Source organism: Actinomyces oris (assembly GCF_006546825.1).
Lineage (GTDB): Bacteria > Actinomycetota > Actinomycetes > Actinomycetales > Actinomycetaceae > Actinomyces > Actinomyces oris.
The window spans coordinates 1-23,504 of the sequence record NZ_VICC01000011.1 but is presented as its reverse complement, the minus strand read 5'-3'; the positions used below and the strand labels follow the sequence as shown (position 1 = coordinate 23,504).

Genomic DNA, 23,504 nt, shown 5'->3' with positions numbered 1-23,504 from the left:
CGTCAAGCCGGGGTTGGGATGGGAAGAACAACCCAGGTGGACTCAGGCGCCGCGGGCGTGCGGCAGCCGACCGGAGTCCTGCAGGGGCGGCGCAGCCGAGGACCAGGACGTCGCCGTCGGGATGGCTGTCGCAGCAGAGGGGTTGGTGGGAATGGTCATGGTCTCCTGCATCGCCGGATCGGTCCCCTGCTCGGGGCCGGCCGGGGCGGCGGTGCCGGCGGTCCTACCGGTGCCGGCTGTACCAGCCGTGCTCACTGTGACCGCTGCCTTCCGGTGGGATCCGACGGCGTCGGCGGGGACGGCGCCGGCGGCTGCCACTGCCGAGGACTGGTCTGCCTGCTGGGAGGCGGTCAGGATGGGCGGGCCCGACGGTGCGGGGACGGGATGGCCAGCGCTCCCGGGTGCCTGGGCGGAGGCCTGGGGCCCTCCTTGGGGCGGGAGAAGTCCGTAGCCGGCTGCCGCCGTCGGGCCGGCGGCCGCGGCCGAGGAGGGCTGGGGCCCGGTGGGTCCGGTGGGCACGGTGACGGTTTGCGCGGATACAGCCACGGCTCTCACTGGTGACCCGACCTGGCGCTCGGCCGGCGGGTTCGCCTGGGCGCCGGTGTGCTTGGGGCTCGGCTGGGCCGGTTGGGGCCTTGCCGGTGCGGCGCCGGCGGCAGCGGCCGCTGCGATCGGTGAGGCGGGCGCTTCGGTGGTGTGGCGCCCGGTCTGCGTCCCGGGGGGAGTCGAGGCGAGAACCGGCTCGGTCTCCTCGGTGTTGGCCGAGGCCGTCGACGCTCCCGAGGTCGCTGCCACGGAGGCGGACAGGGGCGAGGTTGTCACCGTCCCCGTGACCGTGATGGCGTCAGGGGCCGCGGCTGCCTGCATGGACGAACCAGACAGGGCGGCCTGGGTGCGTCGACGCCGGGAGATGCGACTGGGGGTCGGGTCCTCGAAGACTCTCCTGGGCGCCTGGGGCTCCCGGTGACTTCTCGGGCCCGCGGGGGAGTGCTGGGGCTGGCCCTCAGGTGCGGAGGTCTGCTCCGGTGGCGCCGACTGGGCGCCGGCTGCCTGTGGCGGGGCCTCGGGCAGGGAGTCGGTGGACGGCCCGGAGGGCGCGGCTGTCCGCGGCTCCAGGATGGGGGCGGCAGCCGCTGGGTCCGGCGGCTCCGCGCCGCCGGGTCGCTCGCCCAGGGCAGCGGCTGAGAAGGATGGCTCGGGCACCGGCGCATGTGAGCCGGTGGTGGCGGTCGTCGTCGCAGGCGCCGCTGGCACCACCGGCCGGGCCGGCTCGGGAATGGTCATGGAGCGTGCCGGAGCCGCTGCCCGCCCGCCCCGGCGCCCGGGGGTGATCGGAGGCCAGACGACATCGGCGTCGGACACTGGGGCGGCGGCCGGCCTGGAGGGCGCCTCCGAGGCCCTCCGCTCTACCCGGTTGCGCGCCCGGCGTGAGCGCCGCTGGGGCTCGGAGCCGGAGGCGCGGGCGCTGTCCGTCGAGGGCACGGCCCTTGTGGCTCCAGTGACTCCACTGGCCCGGGTGGCCCCGGCGGGGGAGGCAGGGCTCGGGTAGTCGGCGAACTTGGCGATGTGGTCCAGGTCGTAGTGGGTCGGGTCCTGTCCGGCGTTGCGCAGCACGTCCTCCAGAGGACTGAGCAGGGCCAGCCGGAAGGCGGGGTCGACGCAACGGGCGTTGACCGCGCCCCAGATCTGGTCGGCGGTCAGGGACTCTTCGGAGGATCCCAGGTCATTGCGGATCGCGGTGACCAGGTCCGACTCCAGGCGCGCGTAGGCCATGGCGTAGGCACTCGGCCACGGGGCCTCGGGCCGCTGAGTGCGCAGGAGGGCGAAGTTCCGCATGGCGCGCAGCACCTCGTCCGAGCCACCCACCAGGGCCCCCACCCGCAGGCGGTCCAGCGCCTCATTCTTCATCGTCCCGGTGCCCTCGGGGCCCAGCAGGTGCTTGGAGTCCTCGACGACCTCACGCAGGAAGACCCGGTAGGCGGCGACGCTGTCAGGGGTCGTGCGCTCCTTGGTCATCGAGCGCAGCCGCTCGGCGGCGTGACGGGCCGCCAGGCGGGCCGAGCTGGCCTCGGACTGGACCTCGTTGATCCGCGAGATACTCGCCCGGGAGATCCGTGAGGCCTCCTTGAGGGCCAGGTCCGCATGCGCCGTCGAGCGCCGGGCGGCGAAGACGGCGGCAACGGCGACCAGGATGGAGACACCGGCTGCGATAGTGGCCACGACGGCGACGACGGACAGATCCATACCCCTATCCTGCCCGTAATCGACTCGATGGTGCCGCGAAAAAAGGGCCTCCCCAGATAGTCCCCAGAATCTCTGCGGGTGACGCCCAGGCCGGGTGGTGGCCGCGCTCACGCTGAGCAGGGCGAGGGGGTGACGCCGCTGGGGCGGTGCGTTGGGAGGGGCCGCCGGTCGCTGCGGCGCGCATCCGCCCCGACAAGGCCGCGGCAACCTGCACCGATGTGCACGGGGCGAGATCCCCGGTGCCCGAGGCGCCCCACGCGGGCCCGTGGCGCGGTAGCGTCAGCGCCATGAAGAAACTCATCAACGCCGTTGACAACGTGGTCACGGACGCCCTGCGGGGCATGGCCGCAGCCCACCCCCACGAGCTCGACATCGACCTCGACCAGCACATCGTCTACCGCCGCCGACCCAAGGAGCAGGGCAAGGTCGCCATCATCTCCGGCGGCGGCAGCGGGCACGAGCCCCTCCACGGCGGCTTCGTGGGCACCGGCATGCTCGACGCCGCCTGCGCCGGAGAGATCTTCACCTCCCCGGTCCCCGACCAGATGGTGGCCGCCACCAGCGCCGTCGACCGCGGAGCCGGCGTGCTGCACATCGTCAAGAACTACACCGGCGACGTCATGAACTTCGAGATGGCCGCCGAGATCGTCGAGGCCGAGTCCGGTACCCAGGTCGCCAGCGTCGTCACCAACGACGACGTCGCCGTCGAGGACTCCCTCTACACCGCCGGACGCCGCGGCGTGGGCGTGACCGTCATGGTGGAGAAGATCGCCGGCGCCGCCGCCGAGCAGGGACGCCCGCTGGACGAGGTCGCCGGTATCGCCGCGCGCGTCAACGCCGCCGGCAGGTCCATGGGCATGGCCCTGACCTCCTGCACCGTCCCGGCCAACGGCAAGCCCTCCTTCGACCTGCCCGACGATGAGATGGAGATCGGCATCGGCATCCACGGCGAGCCCGGACGCCACCGCGAGCAGATCGCCCCCGCCGCCGAGATCGCCGAGCGCCTCGTCACCCCCATCCTGGCCGAGCTCACCGAGCTGGAGACCGCCGGCGCCGACGAGGGCGTCATCGCCATGGTCAACGGCATGGGTGCCACCCCGCTGCTCGAGCTCTACCTCATGTACGGGGAGATCGCCCGCCTCCTCCAGGACGCCGGGATCACCGTGGCCCGCAACCTCGTGGGCAACTACATCACCAGCCTCGACATGGCCGGCTGCTCCCTGACCCTGGTGCGCGCCGACGCCGAGATGCTGAGCCTGTGGGATGCCCCCGTCAACACACCCGGCCTGCGCTGGGGAGCATGAGGACCTGACACAATCGGGGTGCCCGATCGCGTGCGGGCACCCTCAGGAGACTGTAAGGAGAAGCGACATGACCGCAGAGGTGGGAGCCGCCCGCCACTCACTGAGCGTGGCGGACCTGGCGACCTGGGTGCGCCGCAGCGCAGTGCTCATCGCCGAGCACGCCGAGGAGCTCACCGACCTGGACGCCGCCATCGGCGACGCCGACCACGGCACCAACATGAAGCGCGGCCTGGCCGCCGCCGCCGAGACGGTGCAGACCGGCAGCTTCGCCGGCGCCGACGCCCTGCTCAAGAAGGTCGGCACCACCCTGGTCTCCACCGTCGGCGGCGCCTCCGGGCCCTTGTACGGCACCTTCTTCCTGCGCGCCGGGGGCGCTGTGGCCGGCCTGGAGTCGCTCGACGCCCAGGCGCTCGCGGGCGCCCTGGAGGCCGGGGTCGGCGGTCTCGCCGCGCGGGGGCGGGCCACTACGGGGGAGAAGACCATGCTCGACGCCTGGAGCCCGGCCCTGGAGGCCCTGCGCGCCCATCCCGGCGACCTCGCCGCCGGCGTCGCGGCCGCCGCGCAAGCCGCCGCCGAGGGGCGCGAGGCCACCAAGCCCATGGTGGCCACCAAGGGGCGGGCCTCCTACCTGGGGGAGCGCTCGGTGGGGCACATCGACCCCGGTGCCGCCTCCACCGTCCTGCTGCTGACAGCCCTCGACGACGTCGTGGCAGGGAGAGCGTCGTGAGTGCCGTGAGCGTGGGCATCGTCCTGGTCTCCCACTCCCGGGCCCTGGCTGAGGCCGCCGTGGACCTGGCTCGCCGGCTCATCGTGGCCGTCGACGTCCCCGTCGAGCCGGCCGCGGGCCTGGCCGACGGCGGGCTGGGCACTGACCCCGGGGCCGTCGTCGAGGCCGTGGAGCGTCTGGTCGACCGCTGCGAGGGCGTCCTGGTCCTGGCCGATCTGGGCAGCGGGGTCATGAGCGCCGAGATGGCTCTGGAGATGCTCGAGCCGGCCCTCGCTGAGCGGACGCGCCTGTCGGCGGCGCCCTTCGTCGAGGGGCTGCTCGGCGCCTACGGTGCAGCCGGTATCGGCAAGGATCTTCAGGCCGTGGCTGCTGAGGCCGACGGCGCCGCCGAGGCCAAGCGTTCCCAGGTGGCCGCCTTCTGACGTGCTTCTGACGCGCGTCGTCGCGTCAGTCGTTCGTTGCGGCGGGGCCCGCCCGGCCGGCTCACGCGCGGTTGGCGAATCGTTCCAGGAGGGCGGCGTCCCCGCCGACGACGAGCACGTCCTCGGCCGAGACCAGGGTGTCCGGGGTGGCGTACTCGAAGGGCTCGCCCGGGCTCATGAGGCCGAAGACCGTGATCCCGTAGCGGGAGCGCACCTTGGACTGGCCGATGGTGAAGCCGTGCAGCTCCGTGGGCGGACGCATCTTGACGATGGTGAAGCCGCCCTTCTCCATCTCGATGTAGTCGAGCATGCGGCCCGAGACGAGGTGGGCGGCGCGCTGACCGGCGTCGAACTCGGGGTAGACGACGTGCTGGGCGCCGATGCGGCGCAGGATGCGGCCGTGGGCGCGGGAGATGGCCTTGGCCCAGATCTGGGGGGTCTCCAGGTCCACGAGGTTGCCGGTGATGAGCACGGAGGCCTCCAGGGAGGTCGCCACCCCCACGACCGCGGTGCCGAACTCGGTGGCGCCCAGCTGCTCCAGGGCCTCCACGTCCGTGGCGTCGGCCTCCACCAAGGGGATGCGGCCGGTCCACCGGCGCACGGTGGCGGGATTGGCCTCCACGGCCAGCACCTCGCGCCCCAGCTGGTCCAGGGTGGCGGCCACGGCCGAGCCGAAGCGTCCCAGCCCGATGACGAGCGTGGAGTCGGTGCGCGAGAGCGGGGCAGGCATGAGGTCTCCTGAGGTCGGCCGTGAGGCAGTGGCCCCTACGCTACCGCCTGCGGCGACGGCGGAGGCTCAAGCCGATCCCACAGGCCACGAGGATGACGACGGCGCCGGCCAGGACCCAGGCCATCATCGAGAAGCCGCCGGAGTAGGCCTCGATCTGAGCCCGGTCGATCAGCTCGGCCTTGAGGGACTCGATGATCCGCTTGCCTGCGGGCGACTGCGGCAGGGACTGGGCCCGCATCATCGCCTCCATGGCGGCCGCCTTGACCTCCTCGGTGTGGTCAGTCACGTAGTCCTCGGCGTGCTGGGTGGCGTAGGACGTCATGAGTGCCACCCCGAAGGAGCCGCCGATCTGCTGGGCAGCACTCAGGATCGCTGAGGCCAGCCCGGTCCGCTTCGCGTCCACCCCGCGCGTGCCGGAGTTGAAGGTCACCGGCATCGTCAACCCCAGACCGATCCCGAAGACGATGAGGCCGGGCAGTGCCACCTGGGAGTAGGTCGAATCCGTTGTCATGCGCGAGAGAATGAGGAAGGAACCGGCCAGTACCGCCACCCCCAGTGGCAGGGTGCCGCGCGCTCCGAGCCTGGGCACGATGATGCGTCCGGCCGGGATCGCGGTCGCGATCAGGGCGAAGACCATCGGGAGGAAGACGACTCCGCTCTTGAAGGGCGAGTAGCCGAGGTGGTTCTGCATGTAGTAGGTCAGGTAGATGATCGCCCCCATCTGGGCGGCGCCGGCGATGAACTGGGTGGCGTAGGAGGCCGCCCGCACGGGCATCGCCATCATCGACAGGGGCAGCACCGGGCGGCTTGCGAAGTGCTCACGGACCACGAACAGCAGTGCGGCGATACCGCCGAGGGCCAGCCAGCTGACGGTCGACGTCGAGGTCCAGGAGGTCTGCTGGGCCCGGTCGAGCCCATAGACGGCGCTGAAGCAGGCTCCACAGCCCAGGACCAGGCCGCTCAGGTCATCAGTGATGCGCGAGCTGCGGTCGCGCTGATCGGCCGGCGGAAGGCTGCGCTGCCCGATGAGCAGAGCGGCGCCGGCCAGGAGGATGTTGATGTAAAGGGCCCAGCGCCAGCTGAACCAGTCGGTCAGGGCTCCGCCGACGAGTAGTCCGATGGCCGCGCCCAGTCCGGCAGTGGCACCGAAGATGGCGAAGACCCGCTCGCGCTCGGTGCGCTCGGTGAAGGTGACGTTCAGCAGCGCCTGCGAGGTGGGGGCCAGCAGGGCGCCGAAGCAGCCCTGGGCCACGCGGGCCACCAGCAGGACGGGGAAGGAGGTCGCCATCCCGGCTGCGAGGCTGGCGACCCCGAAGCCGATCAGTCCCACCTGGTAGGAGCGGCGGATGCCCGCCACGGCGCAGAGCCTTCCCCCGAAGAGCACCAGGCCACCGAAGGCCAGGCTGTAGCCGGTGACCGTCCACGGGCTCTGGGACACGGTCATTCCCAGGTCCTCCTGCATCCGAGGCAGGGCGATGGCGATGATCGTCAGGTCCAAGACGATCATCAGCTGGGTGAGGACGGCGCTGACCATGACCGCACGGCGATTGGGGCGCCGCGCGGTCATGACGGTCGTCTCCTCCTGTGTCTCTTGTGCCGACTCGGTCCGCTCCTTGAGGGCGGATGCCTCTGAGGATGTCATTGCGACCTCCATATCAAAACTATCGTTTTCGTTTGCGTTCGGGAGTCTAGGGAGTGTGTGGCGACTAGTCAACAACGATCGTTTCGATTTGGGGTGTGCTCTGAGTCGCTTATCCTGAACTCATGCCACGAGTGACCGCCGCCTACCGGGAGCGTCAGACCGACCGGATCCTGCAGGCCGCCGAGGAGTGCTTCGCGCGCAGCGGCTTCCAGGCCACCTCCATGGATGAGGTCATTGCCGCGGCCGGGATGTCGTCGTCGACCGTGTACCGCTACTTCCCCGAGGGCAAGCGCTCCCTCATTCGGGCGGTCCTGACCAGGCGCATGGGGCCGCTCGTCGAGCGGATCAAGCGGATCGCCGAGTCCGAGGAGCCGCTCGACTTCGAGCGGGACTTCATCGAGGCGCTCACCCTGCTCAACTACCAGCGGCACGGCGCGGCAACCGGTTCAGGGGTGGACCGGCAGGATGACGCTCTCGAGGATCCCGACGACGTCGGTCTGGGCTCCTGGGCGCCTCTGGCCTACCACGCCTGGGGAGAGCTGCCCCGTGATCCTGAGATAGGTGCACTGGTTCAGGGGAGCTACCACGACATTCGCAGTGGTCTTACCCGCCTGTGCCGCAATGGACAGAGGGCGGGGACGATCTCCGGCCGTCTGAGTCCCGAGCAGCTGGCCTCCCTCATCCAGAGCGTCTCCTTCGGTCTCATCGTCGAGCAGCTCATCACCGGCCGCGCTGATGTGGAGGGCGCGGCTGCCACTCTCAGGCAGCTGCTCGCTCCAGAGGGGACGTGATCCTGACAGTTCCCGAGGGTGTTCGCCGGTTCCCGGAAATAGGGGGCCGCCCGACATCAGTGGGGCTGCCGCCCCGGTCAGCCGATCATCGGGCTTGCCTCGGGCATCCGGATAACGCGGCGCCGCTCGCGCAGCGCCAGGGCGCTGGCCGCCGTCATCGTGCCCACGCGGCCGACGAACATGAGCGCCACGATGACGTACTTGGCCCCGTCCGGCAGGGAGGGCGTGATGCCCGTGGACAGGCCCACGGTCGCGAAGGCGCTGATGACCTCGAAGAGAATCCTGTCCAGGGACAGGTTGGTCATCTGCAGCAGCAGGAGCGTGGCCAGTCCGATGATGCTGGAGCCGATGAAGGCCACCGCCACGCTCAGGCGCACGGTTGAGGGGGTGATGCGCCGCCCGAAGGCCTCGATGTCCTGGTCGCCGCGGGCCTCGGCGAGGATCGCCAGCAGCAGGACCGCGAAGGTCGTCACCTTGATGCCGCCGGCCGTCGAGGCCGAGCCGCCACCGACGAACATGAGAGCGTCCTGGAGGAACCAGGTCGCCTCGTGCATGTGCTCGGGCGGGATCGTGGACAGCCCTGAGGAGCGGGCGTTGACGCCGTTGACGAGCGCGGTCATGATCTTCCCGCTCGTGGGCAGGGAGCCGTAGGTGAGCGGATTGTTCCACTCGAAGGTGGCGATGGCGATGGTCGAGGCGACCGTGAGGGCCAGGTAGGTCGTCAGGGTCAGCTTGGTGTGCAGGCTCCATGTACGGGGGCGGCGGCGTCGGCCCATGATGTCCAGGATGACGGGGAAGCCGACGGCGCCCATGAAGGTCCCCAGGATGATCGGCAGGCCGATCCACCAGTCGGTGGAGTAGGCCTCCAGGCCCTCGGGCATGATGACGAAGCCGGCGTTGTTGAAGATCGACAGCGCCATGAAGACCGCGTACCACAGGGCGTGGCCCACATCGAGGCCGTGACTGAGGAAGGGCGGCAGCAGCATGAGCGTCAGGAGGAGCTCGCAGCCGGCGGCCGTGTAGATGACGGCGCGCAGCAGCCGCCCCACCTCGCCCAGGCGCGACTGGTTCTCCGAGGCCGCCAGCATCCGCTGAGTCAGTCCCACGTGCCGGGACACCGCCAGGGACAGCAGGGAGGCCAGGGTCATGACTCCCAGACCGCCCACGGCCGCGGCCAGGATGATGACGACGTGTCCGAAGGTGGACCAGTAGGCAGCCGTGTCCACCGTGCTCAGGCCGGTGACGCACACGGCCGAGGTGGCGGTGAACAGGGCGTCGAGGAAGTCGGAGCGCTCCCCGCTGGTCGTGGCGATGGGGAGGCTGAGGAGGCCGGTCACCACCACGATGATGGCCGCGAAGACGATCACGGCCAGCCGGGCCGGGTAGAAGCGGGCGGCCCTCGCGATCTGGCCGAGGGGCTCGATGTGCCTGAGCAGGCGGCGAATCCCGGTGGGCTCCGTACCCGGCAGCGGGGGGAGGGGCGATGGCTCCTCGAGGGGGTCGGCTCCCTGTCTGGAATTCGGGGGCTTCTTGTGGCGCTTCCACGCATGGCCGACGACGCCCACGAGTGGGGCATGCCAGTGGGCCTGACGGCGCCGGCCGGCCTGGGAGGCGCCGCGCTTTCCGGTCGGGGTCTCGCCGCGGGAACCGCGGCCGGGCTCCGGCTCCTGGGCGGTGTCTGTCTGGGGCACGGTCGCCATTGTGGTCCCGCTGGTGGGGCTTCGTCACGTTTCCCGGCGTCGTGGGCCGGGTGTGTTCGAGTGGGACCGGTGAGCGGCCTCCGGTGCTCGCCGTCCTGACGGCCGGATCAGGGGCGGATCTGTGAGGATGCCGCAGCGACAATTGGTGACCGAGTGTGAAATGCGACGCCTGTGGCGAATGGGGCCCGAGAAACCCTGTGCTAAGGCTGGTGCGGAGATATATTGGCTGTGTTCCTGCCCCGACGGGGCCACCCGCGACGAACGGACCTCAAGCTCATGGCACCGGGCCTTCCCACATCCCCCAGCGCCTCCGGCGCCCCCTCGTTCCTCACCGTGGCTGAGGTGGCGGCGATGCTGCGCGTGTCCAAGATGACCGTCTACCGGATGGTGCACTCCGGCGACCTGCCCGCGATGCAGGTCGGACGCTCCTTCCGCGTCCCCGAGCGTGCCGTTCACGACTACCTGTCCGCCGGGCTGGGTGACTGGGGCCACGACGCGTCAGAGGCATCAGGGTCCTAGGAGCCGCTACACTCAGGCGGTCACCTGCGTGGTCGGCCGCTGAGCCTCACGCGCCGACCAACCGCCCCATGGCATAACCCTCGCCGGCCTGCCTCGGCCCGCAGGGAGGGTCTGCGGGCACTACAAGCGAACTGCGAGGAGATCTCATGGGATCCGTCATCAAGAAGCGCCGCAAGCGCATGGCCAAGAAGAAGCACCGCAAGCTGCTTCGCAAGACGCGTCACCAGCGTCGCAACAAGAAGTGAGACGAGCGGCCCGCCCGCGTCTCGGGGCTCCGTGCACACTACTGGTGTGAGCGGGGCCCTGCTTGTCTCACGAGGAACCGATCAGGAAGAGCGGAGACCTCCGTTGACCACCACCCCAGATGACCGCGCCCCCGCTGCCCCCGCTGAGGCCTCGACGGTGCCGACTGCGCCGTCGATCGAGCCGCAGCTGGTGGCAGGCGACTGCACCGTCCCGCTGAGCGTCGACGTCGACCCGTCCGCCTGGCCCGCACCCGTCCAGGCCCTGGCGCACACGCCCGGCTCCGGTGCCCGGCCGACCAGCCTGGCCGAGCTGACCACGCTTCGTGTGGGCGGCCCGGTGGGTAGCTACGTCGAGGCCACCACGCAGAGCGAGCTGACCGAGGCGATCCGCGAGGCCGACGCCGCCGGAACGCCCGTCCTCGTCATCGGCGGCGGCTCCAACATCATGGCCTCCGACGCAGGCTTCGACGGTCTCGTCATCCGGGACACCCGCGCCGAGGTCTCGCTCGTCTCGGACTCGGTGTGCGGCGGCGTCGAGGTCACCGCCACCGCCGGCACCACCTGGGACGACCTGGTGCGCGAGGCCATCGCCAGCCAGTGGGCCGGGTTCGCGCCCCTGTCCGGGATCCCCGGCACGGTGGGCGCCGCCCCCGTGCAGAACATCGGGGCCTACGGCGCCGAGGTCGCCGAGCTCATCGCCAGCGTGCGCGCCTGGGACCGCCTGCGCAACCGGGTGGTCTGGCTGGCCCTGGGCGAGCTGGGGCTGGCCTACCGGGACTCGCGCCTCAAGCAGTCCCTCACCGACACCGAGGTGGGTGGCGGGCGCCTGTGGGGGCCGACTGGGCGCTGGGTGGTCCTCGACGCCACCTTCGCCGTGCGGCAGGGCTCCCTGTCCTCCCGGATCGCATACTCCCAGCTGGCTGGGGCGCTCGGAGTCGAGCTGGGTGAGCGCGTGCCCGAGCGCGAGCTGCGTGAGGCGGTTCTCGAGCTGCGCCGCTCCAAGGGGATGGTGCTGGACGGCACCGACCACGACACCTGGTCGGCCGGCTCCTTCTTCACCAACCCGATCCTGACCACGGAGCAGGCCGAGCAGCTGCCGGAGGACGCGCCGCGCTTCCCGGTCACCGACCACTCGCAGGTGGTGCTCGGAACCAAGGCCGCCCCCGTCATCGAGGGGCTGGTCAAGACCAGCGCCGCCTGGCTCATCGACCACGCCGGCTTCAGCAAGGGCTTCGCCGTGGAGGCCGGCGCACCGGCCGGGCTGTCCACCAAGCACGTGCTGGCCCTGACCAACCGGGGCGGTGCGACAGGGGCGGACCTGGCGCGCCTGCGTGATGCGGTGGTGTCCGGAGTGCGTGAGCGCTACGGGGTCACCCTCGTGCCCGAGCCCGTCCAGGTCGGTTTCTAGGCGGCCTGTCCAAAGCCCCGGCGGCCCTGGTAGGTGTCAGCGCGTCCCGGGGTGCCTGTGCAATGCGATGGTGTCCGGCGTGCATGAGCGCAATGGCGTCCCCCTTGTGTCCGAGCCCGTCCAGGTCGGCATTTAGGTTGCCTGTCCAAAGCCCCGGTAGCCCCGTAGTTCGCCGCGCGAAGACGCGGTCAGTTATGGACTCCCCCGACCCTGGGTGGCGGGCGCTGCCGGCACAGCTCGCGCGCCGGGCCACGTCAGCGCGTAGCGGCGCCCTGCGTTCGGCAAATGCTCGCTGCCGGTTCTAGCCCCTAGCGCGCAACCGCGCGAGACTCAAGGTCGCCGGCCTCCGGGCCGTCGGACTGCGCTCCCGGAGCCTGGTCGGGCGCCGCCAGCCAGGCGTCCACCTCGGCCAGCCAGGTCTGCTTCGCCGTCGGGGAGGCCAGGCAGGCGCGGATCGAGCCGCGGGCCAGCTCGGCCAGCTCGGCGTCGTCGCAGCCCAGGGTCCGGGCGATCTCGTACTGGTCGACGAGCCTGGACTGGAAGAGCAGGGGGTCGTCGGCGCTCAGGGCGATCTGCGCTCCGTGGCTCATGAGTGTGCGTAGAGGGACGTCGTCGGGGCTGTGATAGACCCCCAGGCTCACGTTGGAGGCGGGGCAGACCTCGAGGCTGATGCCGGAGGCGACGATCGCGTCCAGCAGGGCGGGGTCCTCACCGGCGCGAACCCCGTGTCCCAGGCGTGTGGGGCCGAGGCAGGAGACGACCTCGCGCAGGTGGTCGGGCCCTAAGAGCTCCCCTCCGTGCGGCATGGAGGCCAGGCCGCCCCGGCGGGCGATGGCGAAGGCCCGCTCCCAGGAGGACGTCTGCCCGGCGCGCTCATCGTTGGACAGGCCGAAGCCGATCACCTCGCCCGGCTGATCCCCGGTGTAGCGCACCGCCAGGCGCGCGAGGGTGCGGGCGTCCAACGGGTGACGCATCCGGGAGGCCGCCACAATGACCGCCACCTCCACCCCGCTCAGGGTCGTGGCCTGCTTGGCGGCATCGAGGATGATCTCCAGGGCCGGGGTGATCCCGCCGACGAAGGGGGCGTAGCTGGTCGGGTCGACCTGGATCTCCAGGCGGCGCGAGCCCTCGGAGGCATCATCCAGGGCGGCCTCCAGGACGATGCGGCGCATGACCTCCTCCGTGCGCACCAGGGCCCGGGCCGTGTCATAGGCGCGCTGGAAGCGGAACCAGCCGCGCCGGTCAGCGGGCACGCGCAGCGGATCGCCGTCTAGGAAGTTCGAGGGCAGGCGCGTGCGCGCACTGGAGGCCAGCTCAATGAGGGTCTCCAGGCGCATCGACCCCGTGAAGTGCAGGTGCAGGTGCGCCTTGGGAAGAGTGGCGAGGTCTCGCATGGGTGGATTCTTCCACGCGTTCGCACTCCACCGGCAGCCCTCCCACGCGAGGCAGGAGACACCGAAGTGTCACGATTGGCGACTTTTCCCGGAGCCGCTGACAGCCTGCGAGGGGAGAGGAAGGGGTGGACCAGTGCAGATAGGGGAGAAGTGCCCAGCCACCCCGCCTCGACTCGACCTAAAAGTCGCCAGGAGTGACATCCGGGTGGATTCCGAGCCGGCGCGCCACCGAGGAGACGATCCGCACCGTCTCCCGATCCAGTACCTGGTCGCTGGTCAGACGCAACGGGGTATGACCGCGAGCGAGAGCAGCCTGATCGCGCAGGTGGTCGCTGTGCCAGTCCGGGCGGGAGGAGTGGTAGGTGTAGCCGTCTGTCTCGATGAGCAGGGCCGGGTAGGCCGCTGCGGTGAGGACATGGGTGCCCTCCGCAGGCCCGGGAACGATCGCCTGAGGCATCCGGCTGAGAACCAGGTCCACCTCGCCGACCCCGTCCACCATGACCGCCGCGACGGGGCGGTAGCCGGCCTGCTCCAGGTCGTGGCGGGCGATCGTCTCCAGCAGGGAGCGCGCCCCCGGGCAGGCCTGGGAGAGCAGGGAGCGCAGCGATGCGTTGCGCGGGCCCGGCAACGCGGATTCCAGCTGAGCGCGGGTCGTGTATCCCAGGCGCAGGGCCGCATCCAGAGCGATGAGGGCATCGAGCTCATCGGCGCAGCGCATGAAGCAGATGAGAGCCTGCTCGACCTGCGCCACTGGTGGCTGAGTGTCCTCGGGCAAGGCCAGTCCCCTGACGCGGTGGACCACCGTGCGGCCGATCGCATCGGCAACGCGGCTGCGCTGAGCCGGGATGGCGACATGGAGAACACCGGGTGATGTCCTCAACGGAATGCCGTAGTGCTTCATCGCGTGCCCACAGCTCACCACGCCTCCCAGCCGGCGGCAGGTGACGACGAAGGTCTTGGCCGACGGCAGGGACACGACGTGACCGGGGTGGGAGGTCAACGCCTTCTCAGACAGCATGCGCGCCACCGTCCTGCGCTCTGACCGGGTGAGGCTCAGTGAGGAGAGCCGGGCTGCGCCGTTCCTGGCCAGTAGCCGGGCGCGCACGGCACTCCGACGGACATCATCAAACATATTTAAATCATGTCAAACAGTGCTTCAAGGTAAAAGACATGGGGTGGGGCTGTGGATAACGTCGGGCGTCCCTCGGTGTTGTCAGTGCCTTCGTTGTCACGATTGGCGACTTATCCGCCCGGTACAGACAGTCTGTGACAGGAAGGGACGGCGCTGACCTGCGCAGATACAAGGTAACGTCCCGCCGCCCCCTCCCCGAACCGACCTAAAAGTCGCCAGGAGTGACAGATCTCGTGGCAGATCTGTGCCCCTGCACGTCCTCCACCTGGACCACACGGCGCATCGTGCGGGAACGGGTGGGCTTCCGCTGTTGTCGAACACCCGGGGCCGTTTTGGAGGCGAACCATCAGGTGGGTGGGGCAGACTAACTGCTATGAACCACTCGTCGGCGTCCCAGGAGCCCGAGGAGGTGGCCCTGCTGACGGGGCCGCGTGCCGCGTCCGTGCTCTCCGCCGCCCTCGCCCCGGCCGGCCAGCGTCTGGCCAGCTGGGAGGTCCACTCAGTCCACCATCGCCCCGGAGCGGGGGTGTCCGTGGGGTACACGGCCGTTGTCGTCGCGCCCAACGGGCGTTCTACCACCGAGTACCTGTGTGCTACGACGGCTCGTCTGTCCAACCCGCACGCACCGGGACTGACCCGGGTAGCCCCCACCGGCGGGGACGGCCCCGCGGTCCATGTGTGGCGCCACCCGGCCGACCCCGAGCTTCCCGGCCTGGTGGTGGCCTGCACGCCCTCGCTGCTCTCGGCCCGGATCGGCACGCAGGTCAAGGCCACGATGGTCGCCTACCGTCCCACCCGTCGAGCGGTCGTGCGCGCCACCTTCCCGGATGAGACCACCGCCTACGCCAAGGTCCTGCGCCCGAGCCAGGCCCCGTCCTTCGCCCAGCGCCACCGCCTGCTGACGGCCTCAGGCGTGCCCGCGCCCGAGGTCCTGCGGGAGGATCCCGACGGGCTCGTCCTGCTGTCCACCGGTCGAGGAGTGGCCCTGTCCGGCCTACTGTCCCAGGGCATGAGCGTCTCGCGCAGCGAACGCGTCTTCAACGGCCTCATCTCGTTGTTGGACGCCCTGCCGGCCAGCGCCATGCAGTTGCCGGCGCACGCCGCCTGGTCGGAGCGGGCCCGCCACTACGCGCACGCCGCCGCCACGGTCCTGCCTGAGCACGCCGCCCGCGCCCGGGCCGTGGCCGAGGGAGTCGAGCAGCTCATGGCCGCCTCCGACGCCGGTCGGCCGGTCCCGGTCCACGGCGACTTCTATGAGGCCAATGTCCTCATGGAGGGCGAGTCCGTCACCAGCCTGCTCGACGTGGACTCCCTGGGGCCCGGCTACCGGGTTGACGACCTGGCCTGTCTGCTGGGACACGTCAGCGTACTGGACCACCTGGCACCCGCCTCCTACCCGAAGCTGCGTCCCATCCTGGAGACCTGGACCCGCATGGCCGAGCGGCAGGTGGATCCGGTCTCTCTGCGTGCGCGCTGTGCTGGCGTGGTCCTGTCCCTGGTGGCCGGCGCCCGCCGCGAGGACGGCGGTCCGTGGCGCCCCGACGCCGAGGGCCGCCTGGCCCGCGCCGAGACCTGGCTGGCGCAGGGCCGCGAGATCCAGGCCCGCCGCGGCGCCCACTGAAGCCCACCCATCGCACGTCGAGCCGGGCAGGCTTCGCGGTACCCGACAGACTCTCTGTCGGCTTGCGCGGAACCTGCCCGGATCGGGGTGCTCAGAATCTGACGTGTGAGTCCCTGGAGATGGTGAAACCGCGGCCGGTGATTGTGTTCCAGCAGGTCATCCCTTTGGACTGCGAGGTGCAGGCGTAGTCGGAGAACGTCGTGGTCTCCCCGTACTGGAGCGTGTGGAAGGTGTCCCCGGGCTGTCCCAGGTACTCCTCTCCGCAGCGGACCTCGGTGCGACCGGCGAGCGCCACGATGGAGAACTCCCGGTCGGGGCAGTCCTGCATCCCGGAGGAGGCGTAGCTCCGTTCCAGGATTGAGCAGCCCACCCCCTCGTCGTACAGGATGCAGGAGATGTTCTTCGACGGGGTGTCCACGTACTGGTAGGAGTACGTCGTTGTGGACGTGGGGAGGGCGGGGCCGCTGGGGAGTATCGGCCCACCGGTGGGGGGTGCGGCCTGCTCTGCCGCAGTACCCGCGCTTGAGGAGGGGGCCGCAGTGGCGGCCGAGGCGGATGTCGTATCGGACTGTCGTCCACGGTTCGCCAGAAGCATGCCGCCGAGGACTCCGGCCGCAGCGACGACGAGGATCAGAACGACAACCAGTGCGGTCATGAGCCCAGCATGAGAGCTGGAACGAGGCGCAGGACGGTCGAGGGGCGGTGCCGCCGAGGCTGCTGTGGCGGTGCCGGACGCGGGCGGTGCTGTGGTCCCTGGAGCTGAAGCGGTTACTGGTCCTGCCGACGAGGCTTTCAGCGCCATCGTCTGAGGAGCTGTCTCGATGGGGGTCGCGGAGTACGTCGAGACGCTGCTGTAGTCCGCGGTTGAAGCCGTGGGTAGGCACGCGGTTTCCGCGGTTCTCGGACGGTTCGTGTCTGATGCGTCCATGGCGCTGGTGGGGGAAGCGGGTGAGACGCTGGGGAGATCGTTCGCGCCCATCTGGAGAACCTGCTCTCGCAGCACCGCGGGGATGGCGGGATTGGCGGCGACGACCGGTCGCAGATCGGGAAACGCCTTGGCGAGGTACTCCAGCACCTCGGGCTCGGTACTGGGATCGGCGGCACGACATTCATCGTCGGGAGTGTGGGCGGGCACAAATCGGATGATAGGTCCCCGAAGGACACGGAAAGCCGGTCCGCAACCACATTGGTATCAAACGCCGAGCCGGGCAGGTTTCGCGGCGCCTGACAGACTCTCTGTCGGCTCGCGCGAAACCTGCCCGGCTCGATGACGGAGGCGGGGCCTCAGGCGCTACTCGACCTCGGCCAGCAGCTTCTGGACCCGGCCCACGCCCTCGACCAGGTCGTCGTCGCCCAGCGCGTAGGACAGCCGCACGAAGCCCGAGGGTCCGAAGGCCTCACCGGGAACGATGGCGACCTCGGCGTGCTCGAGGATGAGCGCGGCCAGTGTGGCCGAGCTGTCGATCGTGGTGCCGCGCAGCGTACGCCCCACGAGTCCCTCGATGCTGGGGTAGGCGTAGAAGGCACCGCGGGGTACGGGCACGGTCAGCCCCTCGATCTGCGAGAGCATCTCCACCATGGTGCGCCGGCGCCGGTCGAAGGCGGTGCGCATCTGCTCGACGGCGGCCAGGTCACCGCTGACGGCCGCCAGCGCCGCGCGCTGCGAGACGTTGGCGACGTTGGAGGTCAGGTGCGACTGGAAGTTCGTGGCCGCCTTGATGACGTCGCTGGGGGCGATCATCCAGCCCACGCGCCATCCGGTCATGGCGTAGGTCTTGGCCACGCCGTTGAGGACGATCGTCTGCTCAGCCAGCTCGGGAACCAGCTTGACGACGTGTGCGGTCTGGGCGCCGTCGTAGAGGAGGTGCTCGTAGATCTCATCGGTGATGACCCAGATCCCGTGCTCCAGGGCCCACTGGCCGATGGCGGTGAGCTCCTCGGGCGTGTAGACCGAGCCGGTCGGGTTCGACGGCGAGCACAGCAGCAGCACCTTGGTGCGCTCGGTGCGGGCGGCCTCGAGCTGGTCAACGCTGACCTTGTAGTCCTGGTCGGCCCCGGCGAAGACCTCGACCGTGGTCCCCCCGGCCAGGGCGACGGCCTCGGGGTAGGTGGTCCAGTAGGGCGCGGGCAACAGGACCTCGTCGCCGGGGTCGACGAGTGCGGCGAAGGCCTGGAAGACGGCCTGCTTACCGCCGTTGGTGACCAGGATGTCGTCGGGGGAGACCTCGTAGCCGGAGTCGCGCAGCGTCTTGGCGGCGATGGCCTCGCGCAGGACCGGCAGGCCCTTAGCGGGGGAGTACTTGTGGTTGGCCGGGTCCTTCGCGGCGGCGACGGCGGCCTCAACGATGTAGTCGGGGGTGGGGAAGTCGGGCTCTCCGGCGCCGAAGCCGATGACGGGGCGGCCGGCGGCCTTGAGGGCCTTGGCCTTGGCGTCGACGGCCAGAGTGGCGGAGGGGGCGATGGCGGACAGGCGGGCGGAAACGCGGTGCGTGGGTGCAGGTGTCACCCGACCATGGTCCCACGACCAGCGACATCCGTGCGTCTGAAACACGTCGGATCCGTCAGTAACGACGCCGGAGAACCTCCGGGACACCTCCAGGGCACCTCCGGGGGCGCGGTGTGGCGCCGCACCCCGGCCGGCCCTGGCGTGGCGCACCCCACGGCCTGCGGTTACCGTAAAGGCTTCCTCGTATGGCAGACTAGAGCACCGCTGAAGGGCAGTGGCGCAATTGGTAGCGCACCGGTCTCCAAAACCGGCGGTTGTGGGTTCGAGTCCCGCCTGCCCTGCTGAGAACGGCGGATCTGTCGGGAGATCCCGTCGGTTTCGTCTTTCTCCCCGCTGTGCGGGAACTGACCTGACCGTCGACCCTGAGGACCCAGATTCATGAGCGAGAGCGCACGCGCCGCGACAGGCAAGTCGGCCACCAAGCGCGGCTTCTTCGGGCGCATCGCCCTGTTCATCCGCCAGGTCATTGACGAGCTGCGCAAAGTCGTCTGGCCCACCATGAACGAGCTGTGGACCTACTTCACGGTAGTGGTCGTCTTCATCATCGCCATCATGGCCTTCACCGGGGTACTGGACTTCGCCTTCAACCGGGCCGTCATGTGGCTCTTCGCCTGACCTCCCGGCTTCTGGGGCCGTACCCTCATCGGGGATGCGCGGTTGCGCCCCTGACCACGTCTACTCCCGACGCCGCTGCTGCTCGCGCGGCCCGTCGCATCCGCTCGTCTCACGCCACTGGAAAGCAGGTACACCATGTCTGAGGATGTCTCCTCGCAGACCAACCCCGACGACGTCGAGGCCCTGACCTCGCTCGCGACCGACGACGCCGGTGACACCGTCGAGCCGGTTGAGGCCGCCCAGGCCGATGTGACCGACGAGGTGGCCCAGGCGCAGCCCGAGACCGCCGCCGAGCCTGCCGCGCCGGCCGAGGAGACGCCCGTCGTCGACCCGCTGGCCGAGTTCCGCCGCCAGATGTCGGCCCTGCCGGGGCAGTGGTACGTGCTGCACACCTACTCCGGCTACGAGCGCCGCGTGGCCGCCGACATCATGGCCCGCGCCGAGAACTTCGAGGTCGAGGACTACATCTTCGACGCCACCGTCCCCATGGAGACGGTCATCGAGATCAAGAACGGCAACAAGAAGAAGGAAGTCTCCCGGGTGCGCATCCCCGGCTACGTGTTCGTGCGCATGGACCTGGATGACCCGGAGACCTCGGACAAGGTGTGGCGCACCATCAAGGACACCCCGGCCGTGACCGGCTTCGTGGGGGACCGCTACAACCCGGTGCCGCTGACCTTCGAGGAGGCCGTCGCCCAGCTCGGCCCCACGCCCGAGGAGATCGCCGCCAAGGAGGCCGCCGCTGCGGAGGTCACGGCCCCCGAGTCCGGCTCCGGCACCCAGATCGCCACCGGCGGACAGGTCTTCGAGGTCGCCTTCGAGGTCGGCGAGTCCGTCATCGTCACCGACGGCCCCTTCGAGTCCCTCCCGGCCACGATCGCCGAGATCCTTCCCGAGACTCAGAAGCTCCAGGTGCTCATCTCCCTGTTCGGCCGTGACACCCCGGCCGAGCTCTCCTTCAACCAGGTCGCCAAGATCTGAGGCGGACCTGAGGACAGGCCCCGTCAGCCGTTGTGGCCCGACGACGCGGAACAGCGTCGTCGGGCCACAACCGCCTGAGCCGCGCCAGCGGCCACGACTCAAGAGCCGTGAATCACAGGCAGATCTCCTGTGATACCGCGCACCGGGCTCCCTGCTCGGCCCGGCAGCGGGCTACGATGAGCGCTTGTGTGTGCGCATGCACCCACGGCTGCACGGCAGGCGTGCAGCACATCCGGACAAGTAAGAAGGACCCATTCCTATGGCCCCCAAGAAGAAGGTCGCCGGGCTGATTAAGCTCCAGATCCAGGCCGGCCAGGCCAACCCCGCTCCGCCGATCGGCCCCGCCCTGGGTGCCCACGGCGTCAACATCATGGAGTTCTGCAAGGCGTACAACGCGGCGACCGAGTCGCAGCGCGGCAACGTCATCCCCGTGGAGATCACCGTCTACGAGGACCGCTCCTTCACCTTCATCACCAAGACACCGCCGGCCGCCGAGCTCATCAAGAAGGCCGCGGGCGTCCCCAAGGGCTCCGCCACCCCCCACACCGTGAAGGTGGCCTCCCTGACCCAGGCTCAGGTGCGTGAGATCGCCGAGTCCAAGATGCCCGACCTCAACGCCAACGACATCGAGGCCGCTGCCAAGATCATCGCCGGCACCGCCCGCTCCATGGGCATCACCGTCGAGGCCTGAGGCACTCGCCGGTCTGCCGGCTCTCTCAACTCAATCCCCATACGAAACCGTGGAAGGGCCTCGCGCGGCCCGAACACCACGACTGCAAGGAGAAGCAGATGACCAAGCGCTCCAAGGCCTACCGCGCCGCGGCTGAGAAGATCCAGTCCGGAGTCCTCTACACCCCGGCCGAGGCCGTTCATCTGGCCAAGTCCACCTCGATCACCAAGTTCGACGCCACCGTGGACGTCGTCTTCCGCCTGGGGGTCGACCCCCGCAAGGCGGACCAGATGGTCCGCGGCACCGTGTCCCTGCCGCACGGTACCGGTAAGACCGCCCGCGTCGTCGTCTTCGCCCAGGGTGAGCGCGCCGAGCAGGCCCTCGCCGCCGGCGCGGACGAGGTCGGTGGTGACGAGCTCATCGAGAAGGTCGCCAAGGGCTACACGGACTTCGACGCCGCCGTGGCCACCCCGGACCTCATGGGCAAGGTCGGCCGCCTGGGCCGCGTCCTGGGCCCCCGTGGCCTCATGCCCAACCCCCGCACCGGCACCGTGACGATGGACGTGGCCAAGGCCGTCTCCGACATCAAGGGCGGCCGCATCGAGTTCCGCGTGGACCGTGCCTCCAACCTCCACTTCATCATCGGTAAGGCCTCCTTCACCGAGGAGAAGCTGACGGAGAACTTCCAGGCCGCCCTGGAGGAGGTCCTGCGCCTCAAGCCCTCGACCTCGAAGGGCCGCTACATCCTCAAGGCCACCATGACCACCACCATGGGCCCCGGCATCCCGATGGATGTCACCAAGGCCTGAGGCTCTTTCCTTCACGACGGCGTCGGCCGCCTCCCCTCCCGGGAGGCGGCCGACGCCGTTCTTCGCCTGCGGGGGCGTGCCAGTCCCCGGGGCCTGCCCGGGGACCGCCCGAGTCCTCCACGGGGGCATCTGCCCATGGTCCGCGGGGTGCCGCGCTGGCTACGGTGAAGGCGTTGGTGGTGCACCGAATGGGGGAGGGGAGTGGAGAAGCCGGTTGTCCCCGTCCTTGTCTCTCCCTCTCGCAAGGACGGGGACGACCTCTCCGCCTTATGAGAGTCCCGGACAGACCTCAGCTGTTCTTGACGGGGATGTCGGTGAGGCGGAAGGCGAAGTCGGCGACTTCTTTCCATGCTGCGTGGTCGAGGGTGACGGTGTCGCCGCCGGGGTCGGGCCAGATGACGCAGACGGTGGTGGTACCGGCCTTGATAGTGGGAACGAGCTCGAGCTCGGTGAGGGGGACATGGGTCTTGAAGCCGGCGTCGAGGTAGTCGGCGGGGTAGATGCGCTCGCCGCCGGCCAGGAGGGTCAACCCGTCGGAAGAGAACTCGGTGGCCTCGTTGCTGCCGTCCTCGCTGCGGGAGTTGGAGAAGAGAACCTCTTTGTCGCCGAGCCAGATCTCGAGGCCTCTGGGGGTGGAGCCCTTCTTCGCGCTGATGGTGGTGTGGAGCTGGCCGAGGAGGTAGCCACCGGTGCGGGTGACGTGGTCGATGGTGATGGTGAGCTGGTCGTCGCCACTCTCACTTTTGACAGTGACGCCTTCAGATCCCTTGGCGACCGGGCCCTTGGTCTCGGGCAAGGAACCGGTTCCGGCGGACGGGGCAGTGTTCTTGGACGTGGTGCCGCCGGTGGGGGTCAGGGTGATCTCGACGCGTCGGTTGACGGCCCGTGCCTCGTCACTGGTGTCCTTGACCTTGGGCTCGGACTCACCCTTGCCCGAGACGGATGTCTGCCACTTGTCGAGCGTGGTGAGCTGTGCGAGGCGGGTCTTGACGGCGTTGGCGCGTTTCTCGGAGAGGGTCTGGTTGTAGGCGTCGTCCTGGACGTCGTCAGTGTGCCCCACAATCGTGAGCGTCCCGCCGTCGGGGTACTGGGCCAGCTGGCCGGCCACGGTCTTGAGCTGGGCCTCGGCTCCGGGAGCGAGGTCGGCTGAGTCTGAGGCGAAGGTGACATCGCTGGCGAGGGTGACGGTGATGTCCTTGCCGCCGGTGTGGGTGCTGGTGGAGTTATCCAGGGCTCGTGCGAAGCGCTCAATGGTCACTGGGGCTTCCAGCGCCTCGTGGGGTTTGGCCTTGTCTCGGGAGTAGCCGATGGTGGCGACACTGTCAAAGGCCTTGTCCATGGCTGCAAGGTCAACGCCGGAGGCGGTAGGGGCGTCCTTGCCCACGACGTCGACAGTGACGAAGCCGGCCTGGGGGACGAAGGCGGTGACCTGCTTGGCATCCACCGGTCCGAAGAGCACGAAGCAGCTGGTGGACTCGCCCGGCTTAAGTGCCAGCTTGTTGTAGTTGTCCTTGACCTTGTTTTCCACACCGGTGGTGGCCACCCACGCCCGGTTCGTGGACAGGTCCAGCAGGCGCACCCCGGTCGCACCCCAGTCGAAGGGCGAGAGCCGATTGCTGCTGGGGCGCGACAGTGGCCGGGTCGCCTCGAAGGTGTCGGTGTACTCATTGCCTGAGGAGTACACGGCCTGGGCGATGTCCTTGACTGCGGCGTCGTCCTTGGCCCGCGTCAGTCTCAGGGCCAGGACGGTGGTCTTCTCGTCGCGGCGCACCAGTGGTGAGACCTGGAACCCCAGGTGATGACCCATGACGTGAGCGTCGAACTCCTGCCAACCCTGAGGCGCCGCCGACGCCGCAGGCACGGCCGCCCCTGACGCCCCACCCGCAGAGGCCGACGCCGAAGTCGGGCCGGCCTGATGCTTCGACTGCCAGGGCAGCTTGCACCCGGCCAGCATCGGCAACCCGACACCGGTCAGAATTGCTCCGGAGAGAAACACACGACGACGCATGGCTGCGGGTCCTTTCAGCTGTTCTTGATGGGGATG

Annotated in this window: 21 protein-coding genes, 1 tRNA gene and 1 pseudogene; 13 read left to right on the top strand and 10 right to left on the bottom strand. The window is 69.8% G+C overall.

Annotated elements, in window-relative coordinates; genetic code table 11:
* Window positions 1-42: 42 nt before the first annotated feature.
* Window positions 43-2,244 (bottom strand): hypothetical protein, encoded by a 2,202-nt coding sequence (locus tag FK267_RS13700; RefSeq protein ID WP_232622430.1) that lies wholly within the window; start codon window positions 2,242-2,244, stop codon window positions 43-45.
* A 287-nt stretch (window positions 2,245-2,531) separates the two neighbouring features.
* Between FK267_RS13700 and dhaK the strand changes: the two genes are divergently transcribed.
* From dhaK to dhaM, 3 genes are all read left to right on the top strand, one after another.
* On the top strand, window positions 2,532-3,548 hold the full coding sequence (gene dhaK, locus FK267_RS12980) for a dihydroxyacetone kinase subunit DhaK (RefSeq protein ID WP_141407456.1): 1,017 nt from the start codon (window positions 2,532-2,534) through the stop codon (window positions 3,546-3,548).
* 67 nt (window positions 3,549-3,615) lie between these two features.
* A complete protein-coding gene (dhaL, locus tag FK267_RS12975) occupies window positions 3,616-4,275 on the top strand; it encodes a dihydroxyacetone kinase subunit DhaL (protein WP_141407455.1) in 660 nt (219 codons plus the stop codon).
* On the top strand, window positions 4,272-4,697 hold the full coding sequence (dhaM, locus tag FK267_RS12970; RefSeq protein ID WP_141407454.1) for a dihydroxyacetone kinase phosphoryl donor subunit DhaM: 426 nt from the start codon (window positions 4,272-4,274) through the stop codon (window positions 4,695-4,697). Before dhaL ends, dhaM begins: the two co-directional genes overlap by 4 nt.
* A 61-nt stretch (window positions 4,698-4,758) precedes the next feature.
* Here dhaM and FK267_RS12965 read toward each other — a convergent pair whose 3' ends face one another.
* Both FK267_RS12965 and FK267_RS12960 read right to left on the bottom strand, forming a co-directional pair.
* Window positions 4,759-5,427: a potassium channel family protein gene (locus FK267_RS12965; RefSeq protein ID WP_141407453.1), complete on the bottom strand. Its 669-nt coding sequence runs from the start codon at window positions 5,425-5,427 to the stop codon at window positions 4,759-4,761.
* A 40-nt stretch (window positions 5,428-5,467) separates the two neighbouring features.
* Complete coding sequence (locus FK267_RS12960) at window positions 5,468-7,069, bottom strand: MFS transporter (protein WP_141407452.1); 1,602 nt, start codon at window positions 7,067-7,069, stop codon at window positions 5,468-5,470.
* A 122-nt stretch (window positions 7,070-7,191) separates the two neighbouring features.
* Here FK267_RS12960 and FK267_RS12955 point away from each other — a divergent pair, with 122 nt between their 5' ends.
* Entirely contained in the window at window positions 7,192-7,860 is a 669-nt protein-coding gene (locus FK267_RS12955) for a TetR/AcrR family transcriptional regulator (RefSeq protein WP_141407451.1), read from the top strand.
* Window positions 7,861-7,937: 77 nt separating this feature from the next.
* On the opposite strand, the gene FK267_RS12950 is transcribed toward FK267_RS12955, so the two are convergent.
* Window positions 7,938-9,560, bottom strand: coding sequence for a TrkH family potassium uptake protein (locus tag FK267_RS12950; RefSeq protein ID WP_141407450.1), 1,623 nt, complete (start codon window positions 9,558-9,560; stop codon window positions 7,938-7,940).
* A gap of 276 nt (window positions 9,561-9,836) precedes the next feature.
* Here FK267_RS12950 and FK267_RS12945 point away from each other — a divergent pair, with 276 nt between their 5' ends.
* The 3 genes from FK267_RS12945 to FK267_RS12935 all read left to right on the top strand — a co-directional run bounded on the left by FK267_RS12945 (window position 9,837) and on the right by FK267_RS12935 (window position 11,732).
* The gene (locus FK267_RS12945; RefSeq protein ID WP_003789249.1) at window positions 9,837-10,079 is read left to right on the top strand and encodes a helix-turn-helix domain-containing protein; all 243 of its coding nucleotides are present in this window, start codon (window positions 9,837-9,839) and stop codon (window positions 10,077-10,079) included.
* Between the two features lie 146 nt (window positions 10,080-10,225).
* Window positions 10,226-10,324 carry a 30S ribosomal protein bS22 gene (locus FK267_RS12940; RefSeq protein ID WP_003792170.1) on the top strand — a complete coding sequence of 33 codons (99 nt, stop codon included), beginning with the start codon at window positions 10,226-10,228 and terminating at the stop codon, window positions 10,322-10,324.
* Window positions 10,325-10,427: 103 nt separating this feature from the next.
* Complete coding sequence (locus FK267_RS12935; protein WP_141407449.1) at window positions 10,428-11,732, top strand: UDP-N-acetylmuramate dehydrogenase; 1,305 nt, start codon at window positions 10,428-10,430, stop codon at window positions 11,730-11,732.
* 308 nt (window positions 11,733-12,040) lie between these two features.
* On the opposite strand, the gene FK267_RS12930 is transcribed toward FK267_RS12935, so the two are convergent.
* Both FK267_RS12930 and FK267_RS12925 read right to left on the bottom strand, forming a co-directional pair.
* A complete protein-coding gene (locus tag FK267_RS12930; protein ID WP_141407448.1) occupies window positions 12,041-13,126 on the bottom strand; it encodes an adenosine deaminase in 1,086 nt (361 codons plus the stop codon).
* A 178-nt stretch (window positions 13,127-13,304) separates the two neighbouring features.
* The gene (locus FK267_RS12925; protein WP_141407447.1) at window positions 13,305-14,258 is read right to left on the bottom strand and encodes a hypothetical protein; all 954 of its coding nucleotides are present in this window, start codon (window positions 14,256-14,258) and stop codon (window positions 13,305-13,307) included.
* A 373-nt stretch (window positions 14,259-14,631) separates the two neighbouring features.
* On the opposite strand from FK267_RS12925, the gene FK267_RS12920 reads away from it, so the two are divergent.
* Complete coding sequence (locus FK267_RS12920; RefSeq protein WP_003789258.1) at window positions 14,632-15,879, top strand: phosphotransferase; 1,248 nt, start codon at window positions 14,632-14,634, stop codon at window positions 15,877-15,879.
* Between the two features lie 91 nt (window positions 15,880-15,970).
* Here the strand turns inward: FK267_RS12920 and FK267_RS13695 are convergent, their stop codons facing one another.
* The 3 genes and pseudogenes from FK267_RS13695 to FK267_RS12910 form a co-directional block, all read right to left on the bottom strand.
* Window positions 15,971-16,534 carry a hypothetical protein gene (locus FK267_RS13695; RefSeq protein ID WP_232622429.1) on the bottom strand — a complete coding sequence of 188 codons (564 nt, stop codon included), beginning with the start codon at window positions 16,532-16,534 and terminating at the stop codon, window positions 15,971-15,973.
* A gap of 330 nt (window positions 16,535-16,864) precedes the next feature.
* Window positions 16,865-17,014 (bottom strand): annotated as a pseudogene (locus FK267_RS13880) (variant leucine-rich repeat-containing protein); the annotation flags it as partial.
* A gap of 156 nt (window positions 17,015-17,170) precedes the next feature.
* The gene (locus FK267_RS12910) at window positions 17,171-18,385 is read right to left on the bottom strand and encodes a pyridoxal phosphate-dependent aminotransferase (RefSeq protein ID WP_141407446.1); all 1,215 of its coding nucleotides are present in this window, start codon (window positions 18,383-18,385) and stop codon (window positions 17,171-17,173) included.
* 208 nt (window positions 18,386-18,593) lie between these two features.
* On the opposite strand from FK267_RS12910, the gene FK267_RS12905 reads away from it, so the two are divergent.
* The 5 genes from FK267_RS12905 (at window position 18,594) to rplA (ending at window position 21,460) form a co-directional block, all read left to right on the top strand.
* Window positions 18,594-18,666: transfer RNA gene (locus tag FK267_RS12905), tRNA-Trp, on the top strand.
* 97 nt (window positions 18,667-18,763) lie between these two features.
* Window positions 18,764-19,000: a preprotein translocase subunit SecE gene (gene secE, locus FK267_RS12900; protein ID WP_003789264.1), complete on the top strand. Its 237-nt coding sequence runs from the start codon at window positions 18,764-18,766 to the stop codon at window positions 18,998-19,000.
* A 135-nt stretch (window positions 19,001-19,135) separates the two neighbouring features.
* On the top strand, window positions 19,136-19,981 hold the full coding sequence (gene nusG / locus FK267_RS12895; RefSeq protein WP_141407445.1) for a transcription termination/antitermination protein NusG: 846 nt from the start codon (window positions 19,136-19,138) through the stop codon (window positions 19,979-19,981).
* 259 nt (window positions 19,982-20,240) lie between these two features.
* Complete coding sequence (rplK, locus tag FK267_RS12890; protein ID WP_003789267.1) at window positions 20,241-20,672, top strand: 50S ribosomal protein L11; 432 nt, start codon at window positions 20,241-20,243, stop codon at window positions 20,670-20,672.
* A 98-nt stretch (window positions 20,673-20,770) separates the two neighbouring features.
* Entirely contained in the window at window positions 20,771-21,460 is a 690-nt protein-coding gene (gene rplA, locus FK267_RS12885; protein WP_075378858.1) for a 50S ribosomal protein L1, read from the top strand.
* A gap of 289 nt (window positions 21,461-21,749) precedes the next feature.
* Here the strand turns inward: rplA and FK267_RS12880 are convergent, their stop codons facing one another.
* Window positions 21,750-23,267, bottom strand: a complete 1,518-nt coding sequence (locus tag FK267_RS12880) for an OmpA family protein (protein ID WP_003789271.1) — start codon at window positions 23,265-23,267, stop codon at window positions 21,750-21,752.
* Window positions 23,268-23,504: the final 237 nt, after the last annotated feature.

Excerpts from the sequence above, each read along its gene's own strand:
- FK267_RS12945 (WP_003789249.1), top strand. The coding sequence starts at position 9,837 with ATGGCACCGGGCCTTCCCACATCCCCCAGCGCCTCCGGCGCCCCCTCG.
- FK267_RS12955 (WP_141407451.1), top strand. The coding sequence starts at position 7,192 with ATGCCACGAGTGACCGCCGCCTACCGGGAGCGTCAGACCGACCGGATC.
- FK267_RS12940 (WP_003792170.1), top strand. The coding sequence starts at position 10,226 with ATGGGATCCGTCATCAAGAAGCGCCGCAAGCGCATGGCCAAGAAGAAG.
- FK267_RS13700 (WP_232622430.1), bottom strand. The coding sequence starts at position 2,244 with ATGGATCTGTCCGTCGTCGCCGTCGTGGCCACTATCGCAGCCGGTGTC.
- FK267_RS12880 (WP_003789271.1), bottom strand. The coding sequence starts at position 23,267 with ATGGGTCATCACCTGGGGTTCCAGGTCTCACCACTGGTGCGCCGCGAC.
- FK267_RS13695 (WP_232622429.1), bottom strand. The coding sequence starts at position 16,534 with ATGACCGCACTGGTTGTCGTTCTGATCCTCGTCGTCGCTGCGGCCGGA.
- dhaK (WP_141407456.1), top strand. The coding sequence starts at position 2,532 with ATGAAGAAACTCATCAACGCCGTTGACAACGTGGTCACGGACGCCCTG.
- FK267_RS12960 (WP_141407452.1), bottom strand. The coding sequence starts at position 7,069 with ATGACATCCTCAGAGGCATCCGCCCTCAAGGAGCGGACCGAGTCGGCA.
- rplK (WP_003789267.1), top strand. The coding sequence starts at position 20,241 with ATGGCCCCCAAGAAGAAGGTCGCCGGGCTGATTAAGCTCCAGATCCAG.
- rplA (WP_075378858.1), top strand. The coding sequence starts at position 20,771 with ATGACCAAGCGCTCCAAGGCCTACCGCGCCGCGGCTGAGAAGATCCAG.
- secE (WP_003789264.1), top strand. The coding sequence starts at position 18,764 with ATGAGCGAGAGCGCACGCGCCGCGACAGGCAAGTCGGCCACCAAGCGC.
- nusG (WP_141407445.1), top strand. The coding sequence starts at position 19,136 with ATGTCTGAGGATGTCTCCTCGCAGACCAACCCCGACGACGTCGAGGCC.
- FK267_RS12950 (WP_141407450.1), bottom strand. The coding sequence starts at position 9,560 with ATGGCGACCGTGCCCCAGACAGACACCGCCCAGGAGCCGGAGCCCGGC.
- FK267_RS12930 (WP_141407448.1), bottom strand. The coding sequence starts at position 13,126 with ATGCGAGACCTCGCCACTCTTCCCAAGGCGCACCTGCACCTGCACTTC.
- dhaL (WP_141407455.1), top strand. The coding sequence starts at position 3,616 with ATGACCGCAGAGGTGGGAGCCGCCCGCCACTCACTGAGCGTGGCGGAC.
- FK267_RS12925 (WP_141407447.1), bottom strand. The coding sequence starts at position 14,258 with ATGTTTGATGATGTCCGTCGGAGTGCCGTGCGCGCCCGGCTACTGGCC.
- FK267_RS12920 (WP_003789258.1), top strand. The coding sequence starts at position 14,632 with ATGAACCACTCGTCGGCGTCCCAGGAGCCCGAGGAGGTGGCCCTGCTG.
- FK267_RS12965 (WP_141407453.1), bottom strand. The coding sequence starts at position 5,427 with ATGCCTGCCCCGCTCTCGCGCACCGACTCCACGCTCGTCATCGGGCTG.